Origin of the sequence: Collinsella sp. AF23-2, assembly GCF_003459245.1 — a bacterium.
Lineage (GTDB): Bacteria > Actinomycetota > Coriobacteriia > Coriobacteriales > Coriobacteriaceae > Collinsella.
Genome location: NZ_QRVG01000010.1, coordinates 1 through 25077, shown reverse-complemented (window position 1 = coordinate 25077; position 25077 = coordinate 1). Strand labels below are relative to the sequence as shown.

Here is a 25077-nt window from a genome sequence, read left to right as displayed (position 1 = left end):
TGACGTCAATGTTTCTATGGTACCCCGTTGTATGGTCGGGATACCGGACGCATCGACGAGCGCACGTGTTTGATCTCTGGCTAGGGTTGAGGCGGGCGCTTACGTGAAAAAGCAGTCGTCCGAAAGGATGGGTAATGGAATACGCTCTTTCCAACGATTCGATATCTATTAAGGTTTCCACGGCCGGTGGCTCGTTTACCTCGATTGAGGCTGACGGTCGCGAGTATCTGTGGCAGGGTGATCCCGCGGTGTGGTCCGGTCAGGCGCCGGTCTGCTTCCCGATTTGTGGAGGTCTGCGCGATGGCAGTGCCATGACGTTCGCCGGGCATCATGTGAAGCTTGCCCGCCACGGGTTTGCGCGCAAGCAGGAGTGGAAGCTGTTGAGCCAAAGCGCAAACGAGCTGGCTATGTGCCTGGCATCCGAGGATAACGCCGCGCTGCTGAGCGATTATCCCTACCCGTTTAAGCTTGTTGCTCGTTATACGCTTGAGGACGCCACCGTGCGTGTCGCCTATGAGGTCACCAACGAGGGTACCGAGGACATGCCGTTCTTTATCGGCGGTCATCCCGGCTTTAGGTGTCCGCTCGACGAGGGTGAGGCCTATACGGACTACGAGTTGCGTTTTGAGAAAGACGAGGCTGCGGAGCTTTGTACCGCTGTCCCTTCGACTGGCTTGATTGACGTGGACAAGCGCTCCAAGAACCCCATGGTGGGAAAGACGCTGCCCCTGTCGCACGAGCTCTTCGATTTTGCGGAGACCATCTTTGACGTGCTCGAGAGCCGCCAGGTCACGCTTTCCAAAAAGGGCGAGGACAAGGGCGTTCGCCTGAGCTTTGAGGGCTTCCCATATCTCATTGTGTGGAGCAAGCCCGAGGGTGATTTTGTGGCAGTTGAGCCTTGGGGCGGCCTTTCGACCTGCTCCGATGAGGACGACGTGCTTGAGCATAAGCGTGGCTGCCTTGTCGCCAAGCCCAAGGAGACCGTCGTTCGCTCGTTCACGATTGAGATTCTGTAATTCCGTTTTGTCGACTCGTATCGCGAGGCACAAGGAGCCTGCGAGATAAGGAGCTAAAAATGATCCTCACCGTTACGATGAACCCGTCCGTCGATACACGCTATCAGCTCGATGAGCTCATTATCGACGACGTTAACCGTGTGACGCCCGAAAAGACCGCCGGCGGCAAGGGTCTCAACGTGGCCCGTGTACTGGGTCAGCTGGGCGACGACGTTGTGGCAACCGGTCTACTCGGCGGCCACATGGGCGCCTACATGGCCGAGCTCATGGATGCCAACGGCATTAAGAATGATTTTGTACCCATCAAGGGCGAGACTCGCATTTGCCTTAACATCCTCCACGCCGGCAACCAGACCGAGCTACTCGAGAGCGGCCCGACGATTGCCCCCGAGGAGCTCGATGCCTTTACCGCCAAGTTCGCCGAGCTTGCGAGCAAGGCCGCTGTCGTTACCATCTCGGGTTCGCTGCCCCGTGGTGTCGAGGCGGGCTACTACGCCAAGATCACGGGTATTGCCGAGAACGCCGGCGCCAAGGTGCTGCTCGATACCTCGGGTGCTTCGCTCGAGGCCGCCCTTAAGTCCGAAATTAAGCCCGAGCTGGTCAAGCCTAACCTGACCGAGATTAACGGCCTTCTGGGCACGAGCTTTACCACCGACGATGTGGACGAGCTCCGCGCCGCGCTCGCCTCTGATGCCCGCTTCTCCGATATCCCCTGGGTCGTCGTGTCCATGGGCGCTGCCGGCTCCGTGGGCTTCCATAATGGCCGTGCATTCCGCGCCAAGACCCCCGATATCCCCGCCGTTAACGCTACGGGCTCTGGCGATTCGACCATTGCCGGCTTCGCGCATGCGATTGCTGCTGGCGCGGATGACGAGACGGTGCTGCGTACCGCCAACACCTGCGGCAAGCTCAATGCCATGGATCCCATGACCGGCCATCTGGTCATGGACCGTTGGGACGAGGTCTACAACGGCGTTGTCGTGACCGAGCTGTAAAAGCCTGGGCGTCGGCCCCGGCATTGCTTGCTAGCTCATGTCGACGACAAGTGCGGTAGCATTATGCTGGGGCGCGACGCCGAGTTTGTCGTGTTCAATCCCGACCTTACCCTGGTCGAGACGTATGTGGGTGGCAACAGCGTCGGTAATGCATTTACCGAGTAGCTGCCAAATAAACGATCCGAGAGGGGATTTAGATGATTTACGGTGCATTGGGCGATATCGAGGAATACCGCGGAATGCTCAAGGGCCTCGACGTGCTGATCGACTGGCTCGAGGAGAACGACCCGGCACAGCTCGAGGTCGGCAGCCATCCGATTTTGGGTGAGAAGGTCTTTGCGAACGTCATGTCTCCCACGACGCGTCCCGAGGCTGAGGCTCACTATGAGACGCATCAGCGCTATCACGACCTGCAGATCGACGTCGAGGGTCGCGAGGCCTTCAAGGTCGCTACGGGCAGCCTGACACTGGTCCAGGAGTTTGACGAGAAGGACGACTATGATCTGGTCGATTCCGACGCCTCGATCGCCGGCGATCTTGCCGACGACAAATTCGCGCTGTTCGTTGCCGGCGAGCCCCACATGCCCACGCTCGAGTTCCCGGGCGATGGCGCACAGCCGGTCAAGAAGATTTGCTTTAAGCTGCTTGCCGACGCCTACTGGCAGGAGTAACGGGCTGCTCGGCTGAGCTGTTCGTCTGATGGCGTGATCTCCCTTGAGGAGCGCGCTTGAGCTCCGTTAATCGCGGTTCCCCGTTTGGGAGGCCGCGGTTGGCGGGGCTTTTTGTTGAGTAGGGGAGTTGTCGACGGCGTTGTGCTTGGATTGGCGGATGTGCGCCCGAAATCGGCAACAAAAAAGCCGCCCTAAGGCGGCTGTCTTGTGCAATGGAGCCAGCGACCGGGCTCGAACCGGTGACCCCCGCTTTACGAGAGCGGTGCTCTACCAACTGAGCTACGCTGGCGGCCATGTGATGGCGCAACTGAGGCGTCAACGGCTGTCTATGATACGGGACATCGCAAATCCGCGCAAGTGTTCTGACGGCTTTTCTCACTTTAAATGCACTAATATTGGAGACGCGATGTCTTGCTCTTACGGGTCTCAAACAGAATGGGGCAGCGATGACTCAACCCAAGATTCTTCTCGCACGCATCGACGACCGTTTCATTTACGGGCAAGACGTTGAGCTGTGGAACGAGGCCGTGGGTTCCAACCTTGTCTTAATCGTCAACGATGAGATCGCGGCGGATTCGTGCCAATGGGCACCCATGAGGGTGGCGGCGCCAGAAGGCGTTTGGACGCGGTTTTTCTCGGTGCAAAGGACCATCGACATCATTTATACCGCAACGCCGCGCCAATGGATTCTCATCATGGTGGCGTCGCCCACGGATGCACTCGCGCTGGTTAAGGGCGGTGTGCCAATAACCAAGATCAGCATCGGCCATATGCGGGCGAGGGAGGGCAAGCGCTCTGCAACGCCTGCCATTGCCGTAGACGATATGGACATCGCCGCCTTCAAAGAGTTGCAAAAGCTCGGCATAGAGCTAGAAATCCGTTATCTCCCCAGTTCCGCCCCCGACCCCATTGGCAATCTGTTCAACTGATCCCTTGGGGACGGAGGAAAACGGATCATTTTGCCTTCGTAGGGGATCTGTGTGGCGCTGTCCGCCAAAACTATGCCGGTTTACTACGATGAATTGCTTATCGCCGAGCATGCCAAATTTGCAGAGAATAAAACCGCAGGTAGACGAGTTGCTAATTTTTTATAAACCAGCGCGTGGTCGGACATAGTGGGTTCATCGTAGTAATTCGGCATAGTTTTGTTATGTCACCAATTCGGTGGCATCGAAAAGAAGGATTTAGGCATGAAGCAGCGCCCGTCGGCGGTGGTGCCGGCGGGCGTTGCTGTGCGAGATGTCGCGTTGTGGGCCTAGTGCCTCATAAAGTGGTATTCGATCATATTGCTGTAGGGGTGACCCGGACCCACAATGCCCTGCGGGAACAGCGGCTGGTGCGGCGTGTCGGGGTACATCTCGGCCTCGAGGGCAAAGCCGGCGCCCCAGCCATAGTTGGCATCGTCCTTGGCGTGCTCGTCGCCCAGCCAGTTGCCGGTGTAGAGTTGCACGCCCGGGGCGGTGGTGTAGTAGTCCAGCTCACGACCGGTCCACATCTCCTCGACATGTAGGGCGCGACGCAGGTTGCGGCCGTACTGATAGCCATCGATGCACAGGCAGTGATCGTAGCCACGGGCCTGCTTAATCTGCGGGTCGTCGGCCTCCATGCCGGGTGCGACGGGGCGCAGCTCGCGAAAGTCAAACGGTGTTCCCTCGACCGGAGCGATTTCGCCGGTGGGGATGTTCTGCTCGTTAATGGGCAAGTAGTGGGCAGCGTTGGCGATAAAGAAGTGCTCACAGTCCATGCCGGCGTTATGGCCGGCAAGGTTAAAGTACGTGTGGTTGGTCATGGACACGTAGGTGGCGCGGTCGCTCTCGCAACCATACTCGATGCGGAAGACTCCGGTGCGCGTAACGGTAAACACAGCCGTAAAGATTCGGTTGCCGGGCAGGCCCAGCTCGCCATCCTTAAGCGAGGTGGTCATGCGCACGGCGTTGTGAGTCTCGTCGAGCTCAACGTCCCATACGCGCTTGTGCAGACCATGCTCAAGATCGCTGTGCAGGTTGTTGACGCCTTCGTTGGCCGGCATATGCCAGTCCGTGCCGTCGATGGTGATCGTGGCGCCCGCGGTGCGGTTTGCCACGGGGCCGATGGTCGCGCCAAAGCAGGCGGGGTTGTCAAAGTAATCCTCGAGCTTATCGAAGCCCAGCACCACATCGCGCACGTTGCCGGGAATGTCGGGCACATCGATACCCAGCACGGTGGCGCCATAGTCCATAATGCGAACGCAGATCTCGGGCCCGTTGAGGGTGTAACGATGAACGGGGGTACCGCACGGCGCGGTGCCGAAAAGCTCGGAAGTGATCATTTGGTTCCTAACATCGAGGTATTTCCGACAAACTGTAGCGCGAACAGGTGAGATTATCACTACACCCCACTAAAGCAGGGGGTATTTTTCTCAAAAAAGTGATGATTGGAGCTGTGCTGGCGTTGATTTTTGACGCGCACGAGTCTGATACAATTTGTTCGTTACTGTTTGAATGATATGTGCGCAAAGAACGGCGAGGATTCATCGTGATTAAGGCGGAGCGACAGGATAAGGTTCGTCAGCTGCTCGAGGAACAGGGCACGGTCTCGGTCAAGGAGATCTCGGACGCACTGGGCGTCTCGGATATGACGATCCGCCGCGATCTTGAGGAGCTTGCGAGCCTAGGTGAGATTGAGCGCGTGCACGGTGGAGCCCGTAGCGCGCAGGGCCGTCCACATGCTATGTTGCGCCACGAGTATTCGCACAGCGAAAAGCGTACCAAGCATGCCGAGGAAAAGCTGCAGATCGCGCGCCGCGCCGTTGAGCTCATCGAGGAGGGCTCGACCATCTTTTTGGGTACGGGCACCACGGTTGAGCAGATGGCCTCGATGCTGCCGGCGTTTCGCCTGCGCATCGTGACCAATTCGCTTTCGGTGTTTAACTTGCTTGAGGCGCGCGAAGACTGCGACCTGTGCCTCGTGGGCGGCATGTACCGTCGCCGCACCGCCGCTTTTGTGGGACCAACGGCCGAGGATACCCTGCGTGCGTTGGGCATCGACGCGGCGTTTATCGGCGCCAACGGCATTCTGGATGGCGATGTGTCTACGTCCAATATGGACGAGGGCCGTATCCAGCAGCTCGCCTTTAGCAAGGCAGACTCGCGCTACTTGATCGCCGATTCAAGCAAGATCGGCAAGCGCGACTTCTACACCTTCTGCCGCCTGGACAGCTTGGACGCCGTGGTGTGCGAGCCGGGCATCGCCGCCGAGAATCGCGCCGCCATCGAGGAACACACGCAGGTCATCTGCTAGCTTAGGTATTACAGATCTAGATATTTCGAACCGGGTGCCCCCGTTCATCTCAATCTGTAACAATTGGGGCCGAAAATCCCTGCTAGATGTTACAAATCGAGACAAACGGCCTGCTCGGGTCGAGCCAAAACAAAAAAGCCGCATGCGAACCCGTGGAGGGATTCGCATGCGGCCGACAGGGGGTATGCGGCTTGAATTAGGCCATGAGCAGGCCGGTCTCCGCGACGTTCTTGTACCAGTACGCGCTCGCCTTGGGATAGCGCTTCTGGGTCTCGAAGTCGATGTAGAACAGGCCGTAGCGCTTGTTGTAGCCGTTGGTCCAGGAGAACTGGTCCTGCAGCGACCACACAAAGTAACCGTCGACGTTTACGCCGCCGTCGATTGCCTTGAGGATCCATGCGAGATGCTGGCGCATGTAGTCGATGCGAGGGGCGTCGTCGATAAAGCCGTCCTCGAAGTCGTCCTTATAGCCCATGCCGTTCTCGGTGATGTAGATCTTCTTGTAGTTGGGGTAATCGTTCTTAATGCGGAGCAGCAGGTCGTAGAGACCCTCGGGATAGATAATCCAGTCCCAATCGGTGGTGGGTACGCCTTCGCGCACGCATGACTCGCCCACGCCCTTGAGGAACCAGCGCGAGGAGCCCTTGTCGCCGGTGCCATTGTGGTTGATGTCGTTTTCGCCCTCGGCGGCACGCAGGAACTGGCACTTGTAGGTGTTGACGCCCAGGCAATCGTTGTAGGGGAGCGCGGCGGTCAGCGCGGCGATGTCCTCGTCGCGGACGTCGAGCTCGCCGCCGGCGATATGGGCCAGCTTGGTCGCAGCCTCCATGGTGTCGGCTGCATAGTGGCCGCGGAAGGTGGCGTCGAGTACCCAGCGGTTGTTGATGACGTCGGCCATGCGAGCTGCCTCGCAGTCGGCGGCGTTGTTGGGATCGAGGGGATACTTGGGCTCCAGGTTCTGGACAATGCCGATCTCACCCTCAAAGCCGCTCTCATGGAAGGCGACGACGGCCTTGGCGTGGGCCACCATCATGTTGTGCATGAGCTGGAAGGCCTTGTCCAGGCGATACTTCTCGCCGTGCGGCCAGTTGCCGACGATAAAGCTGCCCTCGGCGGTTGCGGGAATCTCGTTAAACGTGAACCAGTGCTTGACCTCGGTGAACTCGGCAAAGCAGAACTTGGCGTACTCGACAAAGGCGTCGATCGTCGTGCGCGTCAGGAAGCCCTCGCCGCCGTCCTGGTAAAAGGCCTCGGGCGTATCAAAGTGATCGAGCGTGACATAGGGGATAACGCCGGCTTTGTTGCAGGTGGCGAAAAGCTCATGATAGAAGGCGACACCCTCGTGGTTGATCTCGCCAGTGCCGTTGGGGAAGATGCGGCTCCAAGCGATGGAGACGCGGATACCGTTGATGCCGAAGCGCTGGCACAGGTCGATATCGACCGGGTACTTGTTGTAGAAATCGCTTGCGGGATCGGGGGAGAAGCGACCCTGAGCTGCCAGGAAATCGTCCCAGGGCACTTTGCCCTTGCCGTGCGTGCGGGTCTCGCCTTCAACCTGGTAAGCGGCGGTGGCGCCGCCAAACACAAAGCCGTCGGGGAACTGCATGGGGTTGGTCATGAGTCATCCTTTCTGTGGGATTCGAATAGGGAGAGGTGCCCGAACTGGGGATCCGGGCACCAACAGAGGGAGGAACCTAGTCGAGGTTCTCGCGGAGCCACTTGATGGCGCCAGCGGGGTCGCGAGTAAGGTCGATATATTCCTTACCGCGCGGGGCGAGCAGCTTAATGCCCAGGCGATCGGTGTCGGCCTTCATGTCGTTGTAGTAGCTACGGACCTGCGGGGCAAGCACGATAACGTCGTACTGATCCATGATGGCAGTGTGCTGGCCATAGGCGCCTGCGGAGGAAGCGATGTTCTCTCCGGTCTGCGCGGCACCTTCCTTGATGGCGTTGGCAAGCATGGCAGAGGTGCCGGCGCCGGCGCACAGGACGAGGACCTTCAGACCGTCGACATCCTTCTTAGCGGATGCATCGGCAGCGGGCTCGGGCTGATCGGCGACAGGCTTGCTGTCAGCGGCAGCGGCGGTCGGCTCGACGGCAGCGGTGGCCTGCTCGACAGCGGGCGCAGAGGTGCTGGCGGCGATGGTGGCAGTACCATCGGACTCGAGACCCAGCTCGGCGGCGCGCTCGGCTTCCTGGTCGCAGAGCAGCTTATCGTATGCCTTCAAGAACGGCAGGTAGATGATGGCGTCCAGCAAGATGATGATCGCGACAAATACCAGGGCGATAAGCTGGAAGTTTGTAGTGATGAAGATGCCGATGGGGGCAGGGGTAGCCCAAGGCACCACGAAGGAGAAGCCGTTCATGCCCACGTTGTCGATAAAGAACTTGGCAACACTCACGTTGACGCAGCCGGCGGCAACAAAGGGGATGAGCATGTAGGGGTTAAGGATCATCGGCGCGCCAAAGAGCAGCGGTTCGTTGACGGCGAAGGCAACAGGAACAATCGAGGCCTTGCCGACGGCTTTGAGCTGTTTGGACTTCATAAAGAGAATCAGCAGAAGCGGCACGATGAACGTGGCGCCGGTGCCGCCGAACTCACCCACGAGCGACATGTTAAAGGTGAGGGAGTGGGCGGGGTGGCCACCGGCCAGCAGAACCTGCAGGTTCTCGGCCTGGTTGGCAAGACGGATGGGGTCGATGCCCGGCTGGACAATCGAAGGGCCGTGGACGCCGATGAACCAGAAGAACGCGGTGGCCGCCTGAATAAGGATGAGTCCGGGGTAGGTCTCTGCCGCAGTGAAGAGCGGGGAGAGCAGTTTGATAAGCAGCTCGGAGAACGGAACGCCCATGAGGTTGCGCACGACGACATCGATGATGCCGCAGATGATGACAGCGCCACCGAAGGGGATGATGTCGCGGAAGTTCTGAGCGATGGCGCCCGGAACCTCCTTGGGCAGCTTAATGGTCAGATCGCGCGAGACGCAGAACTTATAAACCCAAACGGTAATGAACGCTGCGATATAGGCCGAGAACAGACCGCGTGTACCCATGCTGGTGCAATCGAAGACCGAAAGCTCGGAGCCGTTGAACTTGGTGGTGAACTGCGTAACAGCGAGCAGCAGCATGCTGCACTGGGCGGCAACCATGGTGGAGCCGTCGTTGAGCACCTTGCCGGCGGGCATGCGACGGTTCATGGAAGCCGTGAAGTTCTTGGCGGTGGTGCCGGCAACCATGATGCCCATGACGCCCATGGTGAAGTTGTACAGCTTGTTGCACCAGTCGATGAGCGGCTGGGGCAACGTGATTCCAACTACGCCGGGAAGGGTGGCGATCAGCAGAAAGATCGAAGAGGTAAGGACGATGGGCATGCACCCAAGGAATCCGTCTTTGATGGCCTGGAGGTAGATGTTTCTCGAGATCTTCTCGAAGAACGGTTGATGCTTTTCGAGCATCTTTACGATGGCGTCCATAGAGCTCCTTTGCTACTTGATGCGCGATGCATGTGGATGGAACTGGTCGTCGATGGATGGTCAGGACTGCCCGGAAACCTTCCTGCTTAAGGAAGGCATTGCGAAATGACAACGTTGTCATTTCGTTAATGACAACGTAAGACATTTTTGGAAGAGCAACAAGGATTTACGGGTGAGCGGTCGATATTGTCCGGTAAACGGTTGATTTGTCAGTCGGGCAGGTAGTGTATGCTAGAACGCAAAAAACAAGCGATGCAAAACCGACTGGAGAAGTAGTGGCAACGATGGACAAGAAAAATGTCTCAATGAACGATGTGGCAGTTGCCGCGGGCGTTTCTCTCAAGACGGTGTCGCGCGTGATCAACGAGCCCGATAGCGTGCGTGAGTCGACGCGCGATAGGGTCCATGCTGCCATGGAAGCGCTTGAGTTCCGGGCGAACTTTGCCGCGCGTTCACTCAAGTTGGGCCGTTACGGGTGCATCGGCGTGGTGCTGTTCCACTTGTCGGGCGGCAACGTGGACATGATTGACGGTATCGCCGATGCCGCCGCAGAGCGAGGCTTTGCGCTCACGATGATTAAAAAGCGGGCGGGGGAGAAGATGACCCTTGCCGAAGCGGCACGTAGGATGTCGCAGCTTCCCGTCGACGGCATGATTTTCAACCTGCGCCAGATGGTCGATGACTTTGATACCTTTGAGGCGCCGAAAGACCTCAAGACGGTGATTATCACGTCGATGGAACATCCTACCTGCTCTACCGTCAGTGACGACCAAGAGGGCGGCGCGCGCATGGCATGCGAGTACTTCTTGAATCGCGGACACAAGAATGTGTACTTCGTCTCTGGTAAGAAAGAGTCGCTGTCGAGCCAGTGCCGTATGAAAGGTTGGCGTGCGGCACTCGAGACGCGTGGCATTGAGCCGCCCGAGCCTCTGCAAGGCGATTGGAATGCGGATAGTGGCTATGCTGCGGGCCTTGTGCTTGCCGATAAACCCGATTGCACGGCGGTCCTCGCGGCTAACGACTGCATGGCAAACGGCGTGATGATGGCTTTACGTGACAAAGGGCTCAGTGTGCCCGACGACGTGTCCGTGATCGGCTTCGACGATGAGCTCTACAAGACGATTCCCAACTCGATTCTGACGTCGGTGAAGTTCCGCCACCGCGAGCTGGGCGTCCGTGCGCTTAACGAGGTCGTTGCGGGCATAGAAACTCCGAGCTCCAGAAGCCGTACGCTCGTCTCGGGCGTGTTGGTCGAGCGTTCCAGCGTAAAGGACTTGCGGGCGTAGACGTGCTCGGCCTGTTTGTCTCAATCTGTAACAGGTGGGACCCGAAAACTCGACTAGGTGTTATAGATTGAGATTTTGTCTACCCAGCCATCATCTTTGTCTCGATCTGTAACATCTAAGCGGTCAAAAGCGGTCTACATGTTACAGATTGAGATTTTCGGCTTGGCCTGTGCGTTCACCTCGATCTGTAACAGCTGGGACCCAAAAACTCGGCTAGATGTTACAGATTAAGATGAACAGGAGGACGGGTGCGGTCTAAACAAAATGGCCCGCGCATCACGCATCGATGCACGGGCCATTTTTTTCTGCGAGCGGCAGGTGGCGTCAGCGTTTTATGCCTCGAGGTTTTCCTCGATCCAGGCGACGGCACCCTTGGGATCCTTAGTGAGGTCGATGTACTGTTTGCCCTTGGGCGACAGCAGCGTGATGCCCAGGCGGTCGGTGTCGGCCTTCATCTCGTTGTAATAGGTGCGAACCTGCGGAGCCAGGACGATGACGTTGTACTGGTCCATGATGGCGTAGTGGCTGCCGTAGGCACCGGCGTTGGCGGTAATGTCGATGCCCAGCTCGTCGGCGCCTTCCTTAAGCGCGTTGGCGAGCAGTGCAGAGGTGCCGGCGCCAGCGCACAGAACCAGAACCCTCAGATCCTTGCCCTTAAGGGCGGACGGAGCTGCGGAGGCCTCAGTGGCAGAAGCGGTCTCGACAACAGGAGCCTCAACGGCGGGGGCGGCAGCGGTCTTGACGGCCTTGGTCTCCTCGGCCTCTTCTTCGGCCAGGGTCTCGGCCTCCTGCTTGCACAGGACGTTGTCGTAGGCCTTGCAGAACGGGTAGTAGATTAAGAAGTCAACGACCAGCAGGACGACAACCAGGACCAGAGAGATCGGCTGGAAGTTGGTGTCGATGAAGGTGCCGATCGGTCCGGGGAGTGCCCACGGCATGGCATAGATAAAGCCGTTCATGCCCAAAAAGTCGATGAAGAACTTACCAATGAGGACGTTGGCCACGGGGGCAAACAGGAACGGGATCAGGAAGTACGGGTTGAGGATGATGGGCGCGGCGAACAGCAGCGGCTCGTTGACGGCGAACATCACGGGCACGACAGAGGCTTTGCCGACGGCCTTGAGCTGCTTGGAGCGCATAAAGAGCAGGAAGATGATCGGGACAATGAACGTGGCGCCGGTGCCGCCGAGTTCGCCGATGTAGTTACCGAAGTTTTCGGTCAGGGCGAGGGCGGGGTGACCGCCGGCCTGCAGCGTGGCGAGGTTGGTGGTGATGTTGCCAAACAGCGCGGCGTTGAGGGCAGGCTTAACGACCGAGGGGCCGTGGATGCCCATGAACCAGAACAGCGGGATCATGAACCAGATGAGGGCGAGGCCGGCGTAGGAATCGGCAGCGGCGAACAGCGGGCTCACCAGCGTGGAGATGACGTTGGCAAACGGGACGGCCAAGCAGGTGCGGCAGATAACGTCGATGACGGCGACAAACAGGATGGAGAAGCTGAAGGCGAAGATGTCGCGGAAGTTCTGGGCGATGGCGCCGGGGACTTCTTTGGGCAGCTTGATGGTGATGTCTCGCTTAATGCAGAAGGCATAGATGTTGACCGTGGCAAATGCGGCGACAAAGGAGCTCAGCAGGCCCTTGGTGCCCATGTTGTCGGTAAAGAACACCGAGACATCGGCGCCGTCGATCTTGGCACTCGTCTGGGTAACGGCCAAGATGAGCATAGCGCACATGGCGGCGACCATGGTGCTCGTGGCGTTGATGGCCTTGCCGGCAGGCATGCGGCGGTTCTTGGAGCCGGTCAGCGCGCTTGCGGTGGTGCCGGCGACCATGATGCCCACGACGCCCATCGTGAAGTTGTAAACCTTGTTGCAGAAGTTCACGACGTCGACGTTCCACCAGTCGGGCAGCGTAAAGCCGCCGACCGTGGCGACAACGCCCGGCAGGGTCGAAATAAGCAGGAAGACAGAAGAAGACAGGATAATGGGCATTGCTGCCAAAAAGCCGTCTTTAATGGCCTGAAGGTAGATGTTCTTAGAGACCTTGTCGAAGTACGGCTGACCTTTCTCCAAGAACTTAACGATCGATTCCATAGTTCACGCTCCTCTTTGCATGAAATCTTAATGGCATGGACGTTGAAAACCTATATGGTCTCCCGCTTGCTAAAAGCCCGGGTGCAGGCGGGGCCGGTCCCAGGGGGAGAGAGGGGAGCGGCTGGGTTTGTATCGCATAGGGCCGCTCCCTTCTCGGGGGAAAGCGAGGCGATGCGCTACTGCGCGTCCGCCATAGTGTCGGCGAGCTCCTTGTACCAGAGTGCCGACTGCTTGATGTAGCGTTTTTGCGTGTCGAAGTCGATGTAGAACAGGCCGTAGCGCTTGTTATAGCCATTGGCCCACGAGAACTGGTCCTGCAGGCTCCAGATAAAGTAGCCCTGGACGTCGACGCCCTCGGCGCGCGCCTGGAGCACCTTCTCCATGTGCTGGTCGACAAAGTCGATGCGCTCGGGATCGGCGACGATGCCGTTTGCGTCGGGCTCGGGGTCCTTGTGGCCCAGGCCGTTTTCGGTGATATAGATGACGGGGAGGTTGGGATAGGTGGCGCTGATGTGCTTGAGCGTGTCGTAGAGGCCTTGCGGGTAGATGAGCCAATCCCAGTCGGTGGTGGGGATACCCGGCATATCGACCTGCTGCCCGACGCCCTTAAACTTAAAGCACGAGGTGCCCTTGTCTCCGGTGCCGTTAAAGCTGTTGGTTGACTCGCCATCGTAGGCGGCGATAAACGCCGACTGATAGTAGTTGAGGCCGAACATATCGTTGCGGGGCGCCGCCTTGGCGAGCTCCTCCATGTCGCTGTCCTCAACCGTAAGTGTGGCGTTGTTGGCACGCAGAATCTCGTTGATGAGTGAGAGGGTGCGCGCGGAGTAGTGACCCAGGAAGGCGCCGTCCATGATGAAGTCGGTGTAGAAGGCGTTGTACAGGTCGGCGGCGTGCTGGTCGGCGGGCGAGTCGGTGGCAGGATATGCCGGCGTCAGGACGTTGACCATGCCAATGCGTCCGCCCAGGTGCTCGGTCTCGTCAAGATCCTTATACAGGTTGACGGCGCGGGCGTGGGCAACGAGCTCGTTGTGCTGGCTCTGGATGCCGCTCGTCACATCAAAGTGATGGTTGGGCGGGAAGTTGCCTTGGATGTATTGGGAGTGCGAGAGGCTGATGAGCTCGTTGATGGTGAACCAATTCTTGACCTCGCGGAACTCGCGGAAGCAGAACTCGGCATAGCGCACATAGGCGTCGACGGTCTTGCGGTTGAGCCAGTCGCCCTGGTTGAACAGGGCGGCGGGGGAGTCAAAGTGATGCAGGGACACATAGGGCTCGACGCCATACTTTTTGCAGCAGGCGAACAGCTCGTGGTAGTGCTTAACGCCCTCGGCGAGGGGTTCGGCATCGTCGCCGTTGGGGAAGATGCGGGTCCAGGCGATGGACACACGAATGGCGTTGAGTCCATGCTCGGCAGAAAGGCGGATATCCTCCTCGTAGCGGTTGTAGAAATCACTGGCCGGGTCGGGCAAAAAGCGACCCTGGGCGACAAGGTAATCGTCCCACATGGTCTTACCCTTGCCTGCCACCTTCGTGGAACCTTCCGTTTGGTACGCGGCGGTTGCGGCGCCCCAAACAAAGCCCTTCGGCAGCTGCTGTACGCGGTTTAGCAAAGACATATGCATACACCCTCTCGTCTCGCTGTTCGATATTGTGCGTTTGCGCTCAGGAGGCTCCCTGGTTAGCGTTCAGCGGTGAAAAAGCCCGATAAACACTATCTTAAAATGATTAGAACCAAAATGAGCATGTGAACATTTGACAATGAGCACGTTAACATCCGGCTGGGATGTATAGAAACAAAACAACTTCAAACAGCCGCGAACGGTTGTATTTGTTCGGTAAGCGGTTTTGATTGACAGAAGTTTTCATGTTGTGGTATATGGCTCGGGTATCATGAGCACGTTATCAATGTATGTACGATGCGCCATGGGCGCGGGGAATAGTTGGGAAGCAGGTTAGCGTGGAAGGCATGGATCAGCAGACAAGGAATGGTCGTTCGGCGAGCGCGGCAGAGGTTGCGGCGCTCGCTGGCGTGAGCCGCCAGACTGTGTCTCGCGTGGTCAACGGTATGCCCAACGTGACGGAAAAGACGCGCAAGCGTGTGCTGGCCGCCATGGAAGAGCTGGGCTTTCGCCCCAATTTTGCTGGAGCGGCGTTGCGCGGCGGGTCGTATCGTTCTATTGGCCTGTGCATGTACAACATCACACGTGTCGGTAACCTGGCGACGCTCGAGGGTATCATGCAAGCGGCGCGCGAGCACGATTTTGCCGTCACTATGATCGAGATGGGCGGCGACAAGCCCTATGCACTTGCCGATGCCTCGCGCCGCATGGTCGAGCGACCCGTCGACGGCATGATTCTCAACATGAACCGCATGGCTCCCGATTTTGAGGAGTTTGTTCCCCAGCCGGGAGTGCGAACGGTCATCCTGTCCATGTATGCGCATCCGCGCTGCACGACGATCGACTCCGACCAGTATGGTTCGTGCGAGCTGTTGACCAATTATCTGCTGGAACATGGTCACTCGAATATGCGGTTTGTGGCGGGTCCGGAAAACTCGATTTCCTCGCGTTTTCGTGAGGCCGGTTGGCGCGATACGCTGGGTCGTGCTCATGTCGATGCCGCTCCGATGCTGCGTGGCGATTGGAGTGCGGACAGTGGGTACGCCATGGGCGAGCGGATTGCGGCCGAGGTGCTTGCCGGCGGGTCGCAGGCGCCGACTGCCGTGCTTGCGGCAAATGACCAGATGGCGCTGGGCGTTATCGCCGCGCTCGAGAACGCGGGCCTGTCCGTGCCCGACGACGTGAGCGTGGTTGGTATCGACGACGCACTCGAGGGACTTGTTCCTCACAATCGGCTGACGACGCTGCGATTTGATTTGCGCGGTGTCGGTAAGCTTGCGTTTGAGGCGGCGATTGGAGAGAGCTCGTCTATCGAGGCGATTCATGTGCCGAGTACGCTGGTCGAACGCTCGACTGTTAGGGACATACGGGGTTAGGTCCTACTCCGTTTGTCTCGATTTGTAACAGGTAGACGGTCAAAAGCGGGCTACGTGTTACAGATTTAGATTCTTCGGAAAGAGCAATCCTGTTCGTCTCAATCTGTAACAGTTAGGACCCAAAATCTCGGCTAGATGTTACAGATCGAGACAAACGGCCCCCAGGCCGAACAAAAACAAAAGACCGGGGGCGGCGCGCCGTGTGACGTGCCGCCCCCGGCTGAGAAATGGGGACAGGTTATGTGAGCGGGGCAATTCCGCCAACCGCTAGTTGAAAGCCGCTAGTCCAGACGACGGGTCTGCGCCACGTGCTTATACCAGTATGCGCTTGCCTTGGGCGTGCGCTTCTGGGTTTCAAAGTCAACGTAGAAGAAGCCGTAACGCTTGTTGTAGCCATTGGTCCAGGAGAACTGATCCTGCAGGCTCCACAGGAAGTAGCCGCCCACGTTGACGCCCACCTCCATGGCCTTGAGCAACCAGCGCAGGTGCTGCTCGATATAGTCGATGCGCGGCTGGTCGTCCACAAAACCGTCCTTGTAGGGATCCTTGTAGCCCATGCCGTTCTCGGTGATGAAAATCTGCTTGTAGTTGGGGTAGCGCTGCTTAATGTAGACGAGCAGATCGAACAGGCCCTCGGGATAGATGGTCCAGTCCCAGTCGGTGGTGGGGATGCCAGGCTTGTTCACATGCTCGCCAATACCCTTAACGCGCCAGCGGCCAGTGCCCTTCTCGCCCGTACCGTTGTGGTGCAGGTCGTTCTCGCCGTCGTAAGCCTTCAAGAAGCGGCACTGGTAGTTGTTAACGCCCAGGTAGTCGTTGTAGAGCGCGGCCTCGCGCATGATTTCCAGATCCTCGTCTAGGATCTCGATGGTGCCGCCCGAGACGGCAGCCAGGCGGTTGGCGCACTCGAGGGTGTCGGGGGCATAGTCGCCGCGGAAGGTGGCGTCGAGCAAGAACTGGTTCTGCAGCACGTGCTCGTTGTTGGCAGCTTTGATGTCGGCGGGGTCGTTCTCGTTGAGCGGGTACTTAAACTCCAGCGACTGAATGACGCCGATCTTGCCCTTAAAACCGCCGTTGTGGAAGGCCAGCACGGCCTTGGCGTGGGCGAGCATCATGTTGTGCTCGCACTGGAAGGCCTCGGCCAGATGCGCCTTAACACCACCGGGGAAGGTGCCCTCGATGTAGGTGTTGGAGGCGTCGGCCCAGATCTCGTTAAAGGTGAACCAGTAGGTCACCTGGTCGGCGTACTCCTTAAAGCAGAAGGTGGCAAAGTCCACAAAGGCATCGATGGTCTCGCGGTTGAGGAAGTCGCCCTTCTCAAAGAGGGGCAGCGGTGTATCGAAGTGATGCAGCGTGACAAACGGCTCAACGTGGTGCTTGTGGCACTCGGCGAAGAGGTCGTGGTAGAACTGGACACCCTCGGGGTTGATTTCGCCGGTACCGTTGGGGAAGATGCGGCTCCAGGCGATGGAGAGGCGGATGCCGTTGATACCGAACTCCTCGCACAGTTCCAGATCGACGGGGTACTGGTTGTAGAAGTCGGAAGCGGGATCGGGGGAGAAGCGCCCCTGGGCCTCCAAGAAGTCGTCCCAGGCGACTTTGCCCTTACCGTGGGTGCGGGTCTCGCCCTCTACCTGGTAAGCAGCAGTGGCGCCGCCAAAGACAAAGCCCTCGGGAAACTGCGCAGGCGGGTTGGTGACGCTAGCGGGGTTAACGGACATGATGATCCAATCGTCTAAATCGAAGGGCCAGCCGGTCTTGGATGGTCGGCTGGCCCTGGGCGTTACTTACTTCGAAAGTTGCTCACTCACGAAGGCGAGAGACTTGTCGCCGTTCTGGGAGAGCTCGATGTACTGCTTGCCACGGCAGGCGACGCACTTGTTGCCCACGCGCTCACAGTCCTTCTGCAGGTCGGCCAGGTAGCTTGCGGCCTGCGGGGCCAGGACGACCAGGTCAAAGTCGGGGAGCATGTCCACGTGGTTGCCATAGGCCTCGGCAGCGGTCTCGAGGTTAATGCCGCGCTCCTTGGCGGCCTTGGCCAGCGCGTTGGCGAGCAGGCCCGAGGTTCCGCCGCCCTGGCAGAGCACGAGCACGCGCTTGCCGTTGAGGTCGCTGGCGGTCGTTGTCTCGGCAGCGGGTGCTGCGGAAGCGGCGGGGGAGTCGGCCTTCACGGCCTCGGCAGCAGCGCCGGCGGCAACGCTCTTGGCGTCAGCCTTGCCCTGGAAGGCATCGTTGAGCTTGGCGGCTTTCTCGGCGTTCTTGGCGGCGAGCTCCTCCTGGGAGATCTCGGCCTCCTCGGCGCACTTCTGGGCGTCATAGGCACGGAAGAACGGATAGTACAGGGCAAAGTCGACGACCAGGATGATGGCGAGCATCACAAAGGCGAGCGGCTGGAAGCCCAGGCCCATGATGGTGCCGATGGGGCCGGGGACGGTCCAAGGCAGGGTGTACATAAAGCCGTTCATGCCCAAGAAGTCGATAAAGATCTTGAGGATCCAGATGTTGGCGATCGGGGCAAAGACAAACGGGACAAAGAAGACGGGGTTGAGCACGATGGGTGCGGCGAACAGCAGCGGCTCGTTGACGGCAAAGCAGACGGGGACGATGGCGGCCTTACCGACGGCGCGCATCTCCTGAGACTTGGCCAGGAAGCAGAACATAAAGACCAGGACGAGCGTGGCGCCGGTGCCGCCCATGCAGACGACGAAGTACTGGGCACCCTGGGTCAGGACAGCGGAAGCGTGCTGGCCGGCCTGGAACGCAGCCAGGTTGTCGGTCATGTTGGCAACGAGAGCGGCGGCGATGGCGGGCTCGACGATCGAGGGGCCGTGGACGCCCACGAACCAGAAGAGGCTCATGGCGCCGTAGATCACAGCGAGGCCGATGTAGCCATCGGCAGCGGTGAACAGGGGCTGGAACACCTGGATGACACCCTGGGCAAAGCAGAAGCCAAAAGCAGCGCGGAAGACGATGTCAAAAACCCAAAAGACGGTGATGCAGACGGAGAAGGGGATGATGTCCTTAAAGGTCTGCGAGATGTTGGGCGGAACCTGCTCGGGCATCTTGACGGTGATGTTGCGCTTAATGAAGAACTTGTAGATGATGCCGGTCACAAACGCAGCGATGAAAGCGGTCAGCAGGCCCTTGGAACCAAGGTAGGTGGTGTTGAAACCGCTGGCAGCGTCCGTGGCGATGGTGTCGCTCGAAAGGAGCAAGAAGCCGATGATGGCCGCGCACATGCACGAGATGAAGTTGATCTGGTTGTTCTTGGGCAGATCGCGGTTCTGAGCGTCGGCGAAGTGCTTGGCCGTGGTGGCGGCGCAGGCGATGGCCAGGATGCCCATGGAGTAGTTGTAGCACTTCCACAGGGCGTTGTTGATGTCATCGGGCCAGTAGAAACCCCAGATGTTGGGGACCGAGGCTACCAGGCAGAAGATGGACGAGAAGATGATGATGGGGATGACGGAGATAAAGCCGTCGCGGATCGCCTTGAGGTACTTGTTGCGGGCGATCGCGTTGAAAAAGGGCTGGCCCTTTTCGATGATGGCGATGAGTTGCTCCATGCAATGCTCCTAAGAGTCGGTGGGTTAGCAACGATGGTAGCTTTTGGCGTCCGGTTGCCAAAATGTTGACGTTGCCATTTTGCGACACAAAAAAAGACGCGAACCGGTGGTTCCTGTGCCTGCGAACCGTCGATTCCTTACGCGTAAACGTTTGAGCCGCCCGGTGGCTCTGTGTTTGCACAATGGCAACGTTAACATTTGGTAGACAAAAGCCGTTCGGGGAAGCAAAAATGTCGGTGAACGGTAGGTTTTGGGTGGTGAGCGTATGGTGGGGGAGGCGTTGGATATACTTGAAGACGTTTCATTTGACTGCGCAAGGTGCCACCAATGGCATCGTTGACATAGAAAGATCGACCTATGGCCGCTGTTAAAAAATCGGTATCCGTCAAAGACGTAGCGCGCCTCGCGGGCGTCTCGGAGCAGACAGTCTCGCGTACGGTGCACGATTCGCCCAGCGTGCGCCCCGAGACCAAGGAACGCGTGCGTGCCGCCATGCGCGAGCTGGGGTATCGCCCCAATTTTGCCGGTCGATCGTTGCGCCGTGGCAAGTTTAAGACCGTCGGCGTCGCCATGTTCAACATTACCGGCACCGGCAATCTCGACCGTATGGAGGGCTTTGCCGCAGCGGCCGACAAACATGGCTATGCCATCACCCTCACTAAAGTAGACGGGCATCCGTATACCCTCGAGAGCGCATCGTCGCGCATGAGCGCACTGCCGGTGGATGGCATGGTTGTGATTATGAACCGCATGCCGGCGGACTTTGGAACCTTCGAGCCGCTGCCCGGCATGCAGACGGTGCTCGTTACGATGTTGGAGCACCCGCTCTGTTCAACGGTCGATAACGACCAGTTCGATTGTTCGCGCCAGGTGGTCGAGTATTTGCTGGGGCAGGGACACAAGACTGTGCACTTTATCTCGTGTCCCGAGCGCTCGCTTTCGGGCATGCGGCGCGAGGAAGGCTGGCGTGAGACATTGCGTGCGCATGGCATTGAGCCCCCGCAGCTCGTGCGTGGCGACTGGACGGCGCAGAGTGGATATGCTGCCGGCCAGGCGCTTGCGGATGATCCGACCTGCACGGCCATTTATGCCTCCAACGATGCCATGGCATATGGCTGCATCCGTGGGCTCGAGTCGCGCGGGAAGTGCGTGCCCCAGGACGTGAGCGTGGTGGGTGTTGATGACAGCCTGGGCGATATCGTGCCCGATTGTCGCTTGACCACGGTGCGCTTTGACAACAAGCGCGTCGGCATGTGGGCGGTTGACAAGATTGCCGGCGCCGAGGGCGTTGAACCCGGTGTGGAGCACATGCTGTTTCCGGGCGTGCTCGTCGAGGGCGATACGGTACGCGATTGGCGCTAGAGCGCGGGTCTGTTTGGGTTTCCGCTAATTGTGTTCGATATTGTTCAGATTGGTTTAAAAACCGTTCACGGGCGAAAAATGACCGTTCATAGCTCGAAATTACGTTTTGCGCTGTTCTTTTTTGTTTGAATGTTATTGTTTCTGACATACACAACGCAGCGCGTATGCCCGGACGCGATGCTCTCCATTGGTTCATATGTGAAAGGAACGCAACATGGCAACCAAAGAAGAAATCTCGATGGTTGGATTCGAGATTGTCGCATACGCAGGTGACGCCCAGACCGATCTGCTCGCAGCGCTCGATGCTGCTCGCGAGGGTGACTTTGAGAAGGCCGAGCAGCTGCACAAGGATGCCAGCGATGCACTCATCGGTGCCCACGACACGCAGACCAAGCTGCTTTCGCAGGAGGCCGGCGGCGGCGAGATGGAGATGACCTTCATCATGGCCCATGCTCAGGATACCCTCATGACTACCATGATTCTGGAGAAGCAGGCCCGCTTTACCATCGATGCCTACAAACGCATTGCCGAGCTCGAGGCCAAGCTCGCCTAACGAGCCCTCACAACCAAGCCCCTTTCCAAAAGCCCTGCCGCTACCCGCAGCAGGGCTTTTTCTGTCCTCCTCCCCGCAGCTCATCCCGAGATAGTCATTGGGGACGTTCTTAAACGACTAGTCATTGGGGACAGTCTTGGTGCGCTCCGTTCGTCCTCCCGTTCGATTTTTGCTCGGTGGGTATACTTCCTTTCGCATTAAACGCCGGACTGAGGAGGTATCCAAATGCCGGATAACGGGTCAATACAAAAAAGAGACGCGCACGAGATGGCTCATGGGCGTCCTGTCCAGATAACCGAGCACACGACGGTAACCGAGCTGCAGCCCAGCCTGTCCGATGTCGTGTGCGCAAACAAAAAGCTGCAGATTGGCTTTATCGTTGCGCTTGTGGTCCTGGCGCTGCTGTCGGGCTTTGTGGCTCGTCCGCATTTCGCCGATACCAAAACTTGGGACTCCACCATCGAGGTCATCGACCAAAAGAAGGGTAACGTACTGGCGCTCACGACCTCGTGCGTGGCGCTGTCTGCGGGCATTACCGCGCTGCCGGGTGATACGGGAACGCCGGTTGCCGAGCAGCTCGCGCAGCTTTCAGGCAACCTTGGTATCGTGCTTGCCGTGCTCTACCTAGAGAAATACCTGCTAACCATTTTGTGGTCGGTCGGCCTGGGCATCTTAATCCCGTTTGCGTTGGTGCTCTTTGCGGTGTCGCTCGGCATTCACGGGCGCTGGAGCACGAGCACTGTCCTGCGCCGTGTGGCGACGCGCGTGCTGGTGGTTGCCGTGATCGGCATGGCGCTCGTGCCCGCGAGCGTATGGGTGTCGCAGAAGGTCGATGAAACGTATCGCGTAAGTATTGAGCAAGCTGAGCAAAAGGCTGCGGACGCTGCGGACGCGGCCGACACCACGGACAAGTCAGCCGAGACCAGCTCAAAATCGAACAAGAAAAAATCCGAGGCCACGGAGTCCAAAAACGTGCTCGAGCAGTTGACTGATGGAGCATCGAGCCTTGTTACGTCGGTGACCAGCGGCGCCAAGCAGATGACCGATGAGATTGTGCGGCAGGTGACCGATCTGATTGAAGGCGTCATCGTGATGATCGTGACTTCGTGCGTTATCCCGCTGCTGGTGCTCGTGGCGTTCCTATGGCTAGGACACGTGCTGCTGGGGATCGATATTTCCGGCCCGGCGAACTATTTGACGGGCCGCTTTCTGGGTGCTCCGTCCAAGCACGCCAAAAAGGGTGGGCAGTCCGAGTAGCTTAAACAGCTGTATATACCGGGGAATATCGCCGAAGGGCGGCCGAGACACGTTCTCGGCCGCCCTTTTGTTTGTTGAACACACGGTCGCTACGTCCGCGCCCGGCCCAAACGGTCAGCAATCATCTGTGAACGGTATTTGTTCAAAAAAGAACAAAGATAAACAAATAATTCTTGCAGTTGATGTTCGAATGTGTTCAAATAAACATGAACAGTGAAGAACCGCACATTCAGATGCCCGGACCTGAACGCGATTCAACACTTCCAAACAGAAACTACGCACCTGCGTATCTCTCAAGGAGGATGTCATGAGGGTTGTAATCGCTTCCGATGCCGACGGTATGTCGATGAAGGAGTCCATCAAGGAGATGCTCATCGCCGACGGTCACGAGGTCGTCGACTATTCCGAGACCCCTGCCGCGGACTTTGTCGATTCCGCGACCGCCGTTGCCAAGGACCTGCTGGAGCACAAGGATTCCCAGGGCTTCGCATTCGATAAGTACGGTGTCGGCTCCTATATGGCCGCCGTCAAGATCAAGGGCATGGTCGTCGCCAACATTTCCGACGAGCGTTCCGCTTACATGACCCGCGAGCACAACGGCTCGCGCATGGTCACCATGGGCCCGGGCGTTGTGGGCACCGAGGTCGCAAAGAAGATCGCCCGCGAGTTCCTGCGCGCCCAGTATGCTGGCGGCCGTCACCAGATCCGTGTCGACATGCTCAACAAGATGGCCTAACGAGAGCCACCGAGAACTCGAACTTCTACCTCAACTTGTGAATTCAGACGAAAGGACGTTCTGATGAAGAAGACCATCGCAATCGGTTGCGACCATATCGTTACGGACGAGAAGATCTATCTGGCCGACCGCCTGGAGCAGGCTGGCTACAAGGTGCTCGACTGCGGCACCTACAGCCACACCCGTACGCACTACCCCATCTACGGCAAGGCCGTGGGCGAGGCTGTTGCCAGCGGCAAGGCTGACTTTGGCGTGGCCCTGTGCGGCACCGGCATCGGCATCACCAACGCCGTCAACAAGGTTCCCGGCGCCCGCTGCGCCCTGGTTCGCGACATGACCTCTGCCCTGTATGCCCGTCGCGAGCTCAACGCCAACATCGTGGGCTTTGGCGGCAAGATCACCGGCGAGTTCCTGATGGCCGACATCATGCTTGCCTTCCTGGAGGAGCCCTACGACAAGACTCCCGAGCACGATGCCTTGATCGCCAAGATCGATGCCTGCAATAAGGCCGACGCCGAGGCTCAGGCCGACCCGCACTTCTTTGACGAGTTCCTGGAGAAGTGGGACCGCGGCGAATACCACGACTAAGGAGGTTCCGGCGTTCTACCGAACGCCAGACCAGTCGACGCTGCGAAGCCATCTGGCGGGCGAGCTACTCTGATAAAACTTTTGCTTGCTGAGCTCGTGTGCGTCGTTTTGGCGGTACCCGGCATTCTGCAGCTTTTTAATTGACGGCTCGCGTTTCTGTGAGGGGCGCGGGCCGGTTTTCTAAACAGGAGTCCAACATGATTCTGACCGTTACCATGAACCCGTCGATTGATACGCGCTATCAGCTCGACAAGCTGATCATCGACGATGTTAACCGCGTGATGCCCGAAAAGACCGCTGGTGGCAAGGGCCTCAACGTGAGCCGTGTGCTGTTGCAGCTGGGTGACGACGTGCTCGCGACCGGCCTGCTTGGCGGCCACATGGGTGCCTATATGGCCGAGCTCATGGATGCCGATGGCGTCAAGAATGACTTTGTGCCCATCGCCGGTGAGACGCGCATTTGCCTGAATATTCTGCACGAGGGTAATCAGACCGAGCTGCTGGAGAGCGGCCCGCAGATCGCCCCGGCCGAGCTCGAGGCCTTTACGGCCAAGTTCGCCGAGCTTGCAGCGAAGGCGGACGTTGTGACGCTTTCGGGCTCGCTGCCGCGTGGCGTCGATGCCGGCTACTATGCCGAGCTCGTCAAGATCGCCGAGGAGGCGGGCGCTAAGGTGCTGCTCGACACCTCGGGTGCATCGCTGGAGGCCGCGCTGGAGTCCGACGCTAAGCCTGAGCTCGTAAAGCCCAACCTGACCGAGATTAATGGCCTGCTAGGTACGTCCTTTACGACCGATGATATCGATGCCTTGCGTGAGGCGCTTGCCGCCGATGGCCGCTTTGCCGGTATCCCTTGGGTTGTCGTTTCGATGGGCACTGCCGGCTCGGTGGGCTTCCATGAGGGTCGCGCGTTCCGCGCCAAGACGCCCGCGATTGCGGCAGTGAACGCGACGGGTTCCGGCGACTCGACCATCGCCGGCTTTGCGCATGCCATTGCTGCTGGTGCCGACGACATCACGGTGCTCAAGACCGCCAATACCTGCGGCAAGCTCAACGCCATGGATCCCAAGACTGGCCACCTGGTCATGGACCGCTGGGACGAGATCTACAACAGCGTTGTCGTGACTGAACTGTAGGGTTACGCGGTTTTACCAAACCGCGTAACGGCGCGACGCTGCAAACGCCCCTAAGCGGCAATCTGACGTTCAAT

At 58.7% G+C, this 25077-nt stretch carries 20 protein-coding genes and 1 tRNA gene; 13 read left to right on the top strand and 8 right to left on the bottom strand.

Annotated features, from left to right (window positions below; translation table 11 throughout):
• Nucleotides 1–134: 134 nt before the first annotated feature.
• The 3 genes from DWY03_RS05505 (at nt 135) to DWY03_RS05490 (ending at nt 2682) form a co-directional block, all read left to right on the top strand.
• Nucleotides 135–1016 carry an aldose 1-epimerase family protein gene (locus DWY03_RS05505; protein ID WP_117840113.1) on the top strand — a complete coding sequence of 294 codons (882 nt, stop codon included), beginning with the start codon at nt 135–137 and terminating at the stop codon, nt 1014–1016.
• Nucleotides 1017–1075: 59 nt separating this feature from the next.
• Complete coding sequence (locus DWY03_RS05500) at nt 1076–2011, top strand: hexose kinase (RefSeq protein WP_117648435.1); 936 nt, start codon at nt 1076–1078, stop codon at nt 2009–2011.
• Between the two features lie 197 nt (nt 2012–2208).
• Nucleotides 2209–2682 (top strand): YhcH/YjgK/YiaL family protein, encoded by a 474-nt coding sequence (locus DWY03_RS05490; protein WP_117840112.1) that lies wholly within the window; start codon nt 2209–2211, stop codon nt 2680–2682.
• Nucleotides 2683–2895: 213 nt separating this feature from the next.
• On the opposite strand, the gene DWY03_RS05485 is transcribed toward DWY03_RS05490, so the two are convergent.
• Nucleotides 2896–2971: transfer RNA gene (locus DWY03_RS05485), tRNA-Thr, on the bottom strand.
• A gap of 157 nt (nt 2972–3128) precedes the next feature.
• Here DWY03_RS05485 and DWY03_RS05480 point away from each other — a divergent pair.
• On the top strand, nt 3129–3611 hold the full coding sequence (locus tag DWY03_RS05480) for a PTS sugar transporter subunit IIB (RefSeq protein ID WP_117840111.1): 483 nt from the start codon (nt 3129–3131) through the stop codon (nt 3609–3611).
• A gap of 326 nt (nt 3612–3937) precedes the next feature.
• On the opposite strand, the gene DWY03_RS05475 is transcribed toward DWY03_RS05480, so the two are convergent.
• Nucleotides 3938–4990, bottom strand: coding sequence for an aldose epimerase family protein (locus DWY03_RS05475; protein ID WP_117772920.1), 1053 nt, complete (start codon nt 4988–4990; stop codon nt 3938–3940).
• Between the two features lie 206 nt (nt 4991–5196).
• On the opposite strand from DWY03_RS05475, the gene DWY03_RS05470 reads away from it, so the two are divergent.
• Nucleotides 5197–5961: a DeoR/GlpR family DNA-binding transcription regulator gene (locus DWY03_RS05470; protein WP_055251192.1), complete on the top strand. Its 765-nt coding sequence runs from the start codon at nt 5197–5199 to the stop codon at nt 5959–5961.
• A gap of 196 nt (nt 5962–6157) precedes the next feature.
• On the opposite strand, the gene lacG (DWY03_RS05465) is transcribed toward DWY03_RS05470, so the two are convergent.
• Nucleotides 6158–7579, bottom strand: a complete 1422-nt coding sequence (gene lacG, locus DWY03_RS05465; protein ID WP_197032782.1) for a 6-phospho-beta-galactosidase — start codon at nt 7577–7579, stop codon at nt 6158–6160.
• A 76-nt stretch (nt 7580–7655) separates the two neighbouring features.
• Complete coding sequence (locus DWY03_RS05460) at nt 7656–9434, bottom strand: PTS lactose transporter subunit IIBC (protein ID WP_117840110.1); 1779 nt, start codon at nt 9432–9434, stop codon at nt 7656–7658.
• Between the two features lie 284 nt (nt 9435–9718).
• On the opposite strand from DWY03_RS05460, the gene DWY03_RS05455 reads away from it, so the two are divergent.
• Nucleotides 9719–10720, top strand: coding sequence for a LacI family DNA-binding transcriptional regulator (locus tag DWY03_RS05455; RefSeq protein WP_117840109.1), 1002 nt, complete (start codon nt 9719–9721; stop codon nt 10718–10720).
• A 332-nt stretch (nt 10721–11052) separates the two neighbouring features.
• On the opposite strand, the gene DWY03_RS05450 is transcribed toward DWY03_RS05455, so the two are convergent.
• A complete protein-coding gene (locus DWY03_RS05450) occupies nt 11053–12813 on the bottom strand; it encodes a PTS lactose transporter subunit IIBC (protein WP_022094682.1) in 1761 nt (586 codons plus the stop codon).
• 176 nt (nt 12814–12989) lie between these two features.
• Nucleotides 12990–14438 (bottom strand): 6-phospho-beta-galactosidase, encoded by a 1449-nt coding sequence (gene lacG, locus DWY03_RS05445; protein WP_006234822.1) that lies wholly within the window; start codon nt 14436–14438, stop codon nt 12990–12992.
• Nucleotides 14439–14782: 344 nt separating this feature from the next.
• Between lacG (DWY03_RS05445) and DWY03_RS05440 the strand changes: the two genes are divergently transcribed.
• Entirely contained in the window at nt 14783–15811 is a 1029-nt protein-coding gene (locus DWY03_RS05440; RefSeq protein WP_040358938.1) for a LacI family DNA-binding transcriptional regulator, read from the top strand.
• Between the two features lie 281 nt (nt 15812–16092).
• On the opposite strand, the gene lacG (DWY03_RS05435) is transcribed toward DWY03_RS05440, so the two are convergent.
• Together lacG (DWY03_RS05435) and DWY03_RS05430 are read right to left on the bottom strand one after the other, a co-directional pair.
• Complete coding sequence (gene lacG / locus DWY03_RS05435) at nt 16093–17532, bottom strand: 6-phospho-beta-galactosidase (protein ID WP_117840108.1); 1440 nt, start codon at nt 17530–17532, stop codon at nt 16093–16095.
• A gap of 66 nt (nt 17533–17598) precedes the next feature.
• A complete protein-coding gene (locus DWY03_RS05430) occupies nt 17599–19374 on the bottom strand; it encodes a lactose/cellobiose PTS transporter subunit IIB (RefSeq protein ID WP_117583547.1) in 1776 nt (591 codons plus the stop codon).
• A gap of 357 nt (nt 19375–19731) precedes the next feature.
• On the opposite strand from DWY03_RS05430, the gene DWY03_RS05425 reads away from it, so the two are divergent.
• The 6 genes from DWY03_RS05425 to DWY03_RS05400 all read left to right on the top strand — a co-directional run bounded on the left by DWY03_RS05425 (nt 19732) and on the right by DWY03_RS05400 (nt 25003).
• On the top strand, nt 19732–20736 hold the full coding sequence (locus DWY03_RS05425; RefSeq protein ID WP_117840107.1) for a LacI family DNA-binding transcriptional regulator: 1005 nt from the start codon (nt 19732–19734) through the stop codon (nt 20734–20736).
• A 214-nt stretch (nt 20737–20950) separates the two neighbouring features.
• A complete protein-coding gene (locus DWY03_RS05420) occupies nt 20951–21289 on the top strand; it encodes a PTS lactose/cellobiose transporter subunit IIA (protein ID WP_055252615.1) in 339 nt (112 codons plus the stop codon).
• Between the two features lie 267 nt (nt 21290–21556).
• The gene (locus tag DWY03_RS05415; RefSeq protein WP_117840106.1) at nt 21557–22546 is read left to right on the top strand and encodes a hypothetical protein; all 990 of its coding nucleotides are present in this window, start codon (nt 21557–21559) and stop codon (nt 22544–22546) included.
• Nucleotides 22547–22853: 307 nt separating this feature from the next.
• A complete protein-coding gene (lacA, locus tag DWY03_RS05410; RefSeq protein WP_006234830.1) occupies nt 22854–23282 on the top strand; it encodes a galactose-6-phosphate isomerase subunit LacA in 429 nt (142 codons plus the stop codon).
• A 63-nt stretch (nt 23283–23345) separates the two neighbouring features.
• The gene (gene lacB / locus DWY03_RS05405) at nt 23346–23870 is read left to right on the top strand and encodes a galactose-6-phosphate isomerase subunit LacB (RefSeq protein ID WP_117583544.1); all 525 of its coding nucleotides are present in this window, start codon (nt 23346–23348) and stop codon (nt 23868–23870) included.
• Nucleotides 23871–24067: 197 nt separating this feature from the next.
• Nucleotides 24068–25003 carry a hexose kinase gene (locus tag DWY03_RS05400; protein ID WP_117840105.1) on the top strand — a complete coding sequence of 312 codons (936 nt, stop codon included), beginning with the start codon at nt 24068–24070 and terminating at the stop codon, nt 25001–25003.
• The last annotated feature ends 74 nt before the right edge of the window (nt 25004–25077 follow it).

What these genes read in the sequence shown, in the direction of transcription:
- DWY03_RS05505 (WP_117840113.1), top strand. Translation starts at nt 135, where the DNA reads ATGGAATACGCTCTTTCCAACGATTCGATATCTATTAAGGTTTCCACG.
- DWY03_RS05500 (WP_117648435.1), top strand. Translation starts at nt 1,076, where the DNA reads ATGATCCTCACCGTTACGATGAACCCGTCCGTCGATACACGCTATCAG.
- DWY03_RS05490 (WP_117840112.1), top strand. Translation starts at nt 2,209, where the DNA reads ATGATTTACGGTGCATTGGGCGATATCGAGGAATACCGCGGAATGCTC.
- DWY03_RS05480 (WP_117840111.1), top strand. Translation starts at nt 3,129, where the DNA reads ATGACTCAACCCAAGATTCTTCTCGCACGCATCGACGACCGTTTCATT.
- DWY03_RS05475 (WP_117772920.1), bottom strand. Translation starts at nt 4,990, where the DNA reads ATGATCACTTCCGAGCTTTTCGGCACCGCGCCGTGCGGTACCCCCGTT.
- lacG (WP_197032782.1), bottom strand. Translation starts at nt 7,579, where the DNA reads ATGACCAACCCCATGCAGTTCCCCGACGGCTTTGTGTTTGGCGGCGCC.
- DWY03_RS05460 (WP_117840110.1), bottom strand. Translation starts at nt 9,434, where the DNA reads ATGGACGCCATCGTAAAGATGCTCGAAAAGCATCAACCGTTCTTCGAG.
- DWY03_RS05455 (WP_117840109.1), top strand. Translation starts at nt 9,719, where the DNA reads ATGGACAAGAAAAATGTCTCAATGAACGATGTGGCAGTTGCCGCGGGC.
- DWY03_RS05450 (WP_022094682.1), bottom strand. Translation starts at nt 12,813, where the DNA reads ATGGAATCGATCGTTAAGTTCTTGGAGAAAGGTCAGCCGTACTTCGAC.
- lacG (WP_006234822.1), bottom strand. Translation starts at nt 14,438, where the DNA reads ATGCATATGTCTTTGCTAAACCGCGTACAGCAGCTGCCGAAGGGCTTT.
- DWY03_RS05440 (WP_040358938.1), top strand. Translation starts at nt 14,783, where the DNA reads ATGGATCAGCAGACAAGGAATGGTCGTTCGGCGAGCGCGGCAGAGGTT.
- lacG (WP_117840108.1), bottom strand. Translation starts at nt 17,532, where the DNA reads ATGTCCGTTAACCCCGCTAGCGTCACCAACCCGCCTGCGCAGTTTCCC.
- DWY03_RS05430 (WP_117583547.1), bottom strand. Translation starts at nt 19,374, where the DNA reads ATGGAGCAACTCATCGCCATCATCGAAAAGGGCCAGCCCTTTTTCAAC.
- DWY03_RS05425 (WP_117840107.1), top strand. Translation starts at nt 19,732, where the DNA reads ATGGCCGCTGTTAAAAAATCGGTATCCGTCAAAGACGTAGCGCGCCTC.
- DWY03_RS05420 (WP_055252615.1), top strand. Translation starts at nt 20,951, where the DNA reads ATGGCAACCAAAGAAGAAATCTCGATGGTTGGATTCGAGATTGTCGCA.
- DWY03_RS05415 (WP_117840106.1), top strand. Translation starts at nt 21,557, where the DNA reads ATGGCTCATGGGCGTCCTGTCCAGATAACCGAGCACACGACGGTAACC.
- lacA (WP_006234830.1), top strand. Translation starts at nt 22,854, where the DNA reads ATGAGGGTTGTAATCGCTTCCGATGCCGACGGTATGTCGATGAAGGAG.
- lacB (WP_117583544.1), top strand. Translation starts at nt 23,346, where the DNA reads ATGAAGAAGACCATCGCAATCGGTTGCGACCATATCGTTACGGACGAG.
- DWY03_RS05400 (WP_117840105.1), top strand. Translation starts at nt 24,068, where the DNA reads ATGATTCTGACCGTTACCATGAACCCGTCGATTGATACGCGCTATCAG.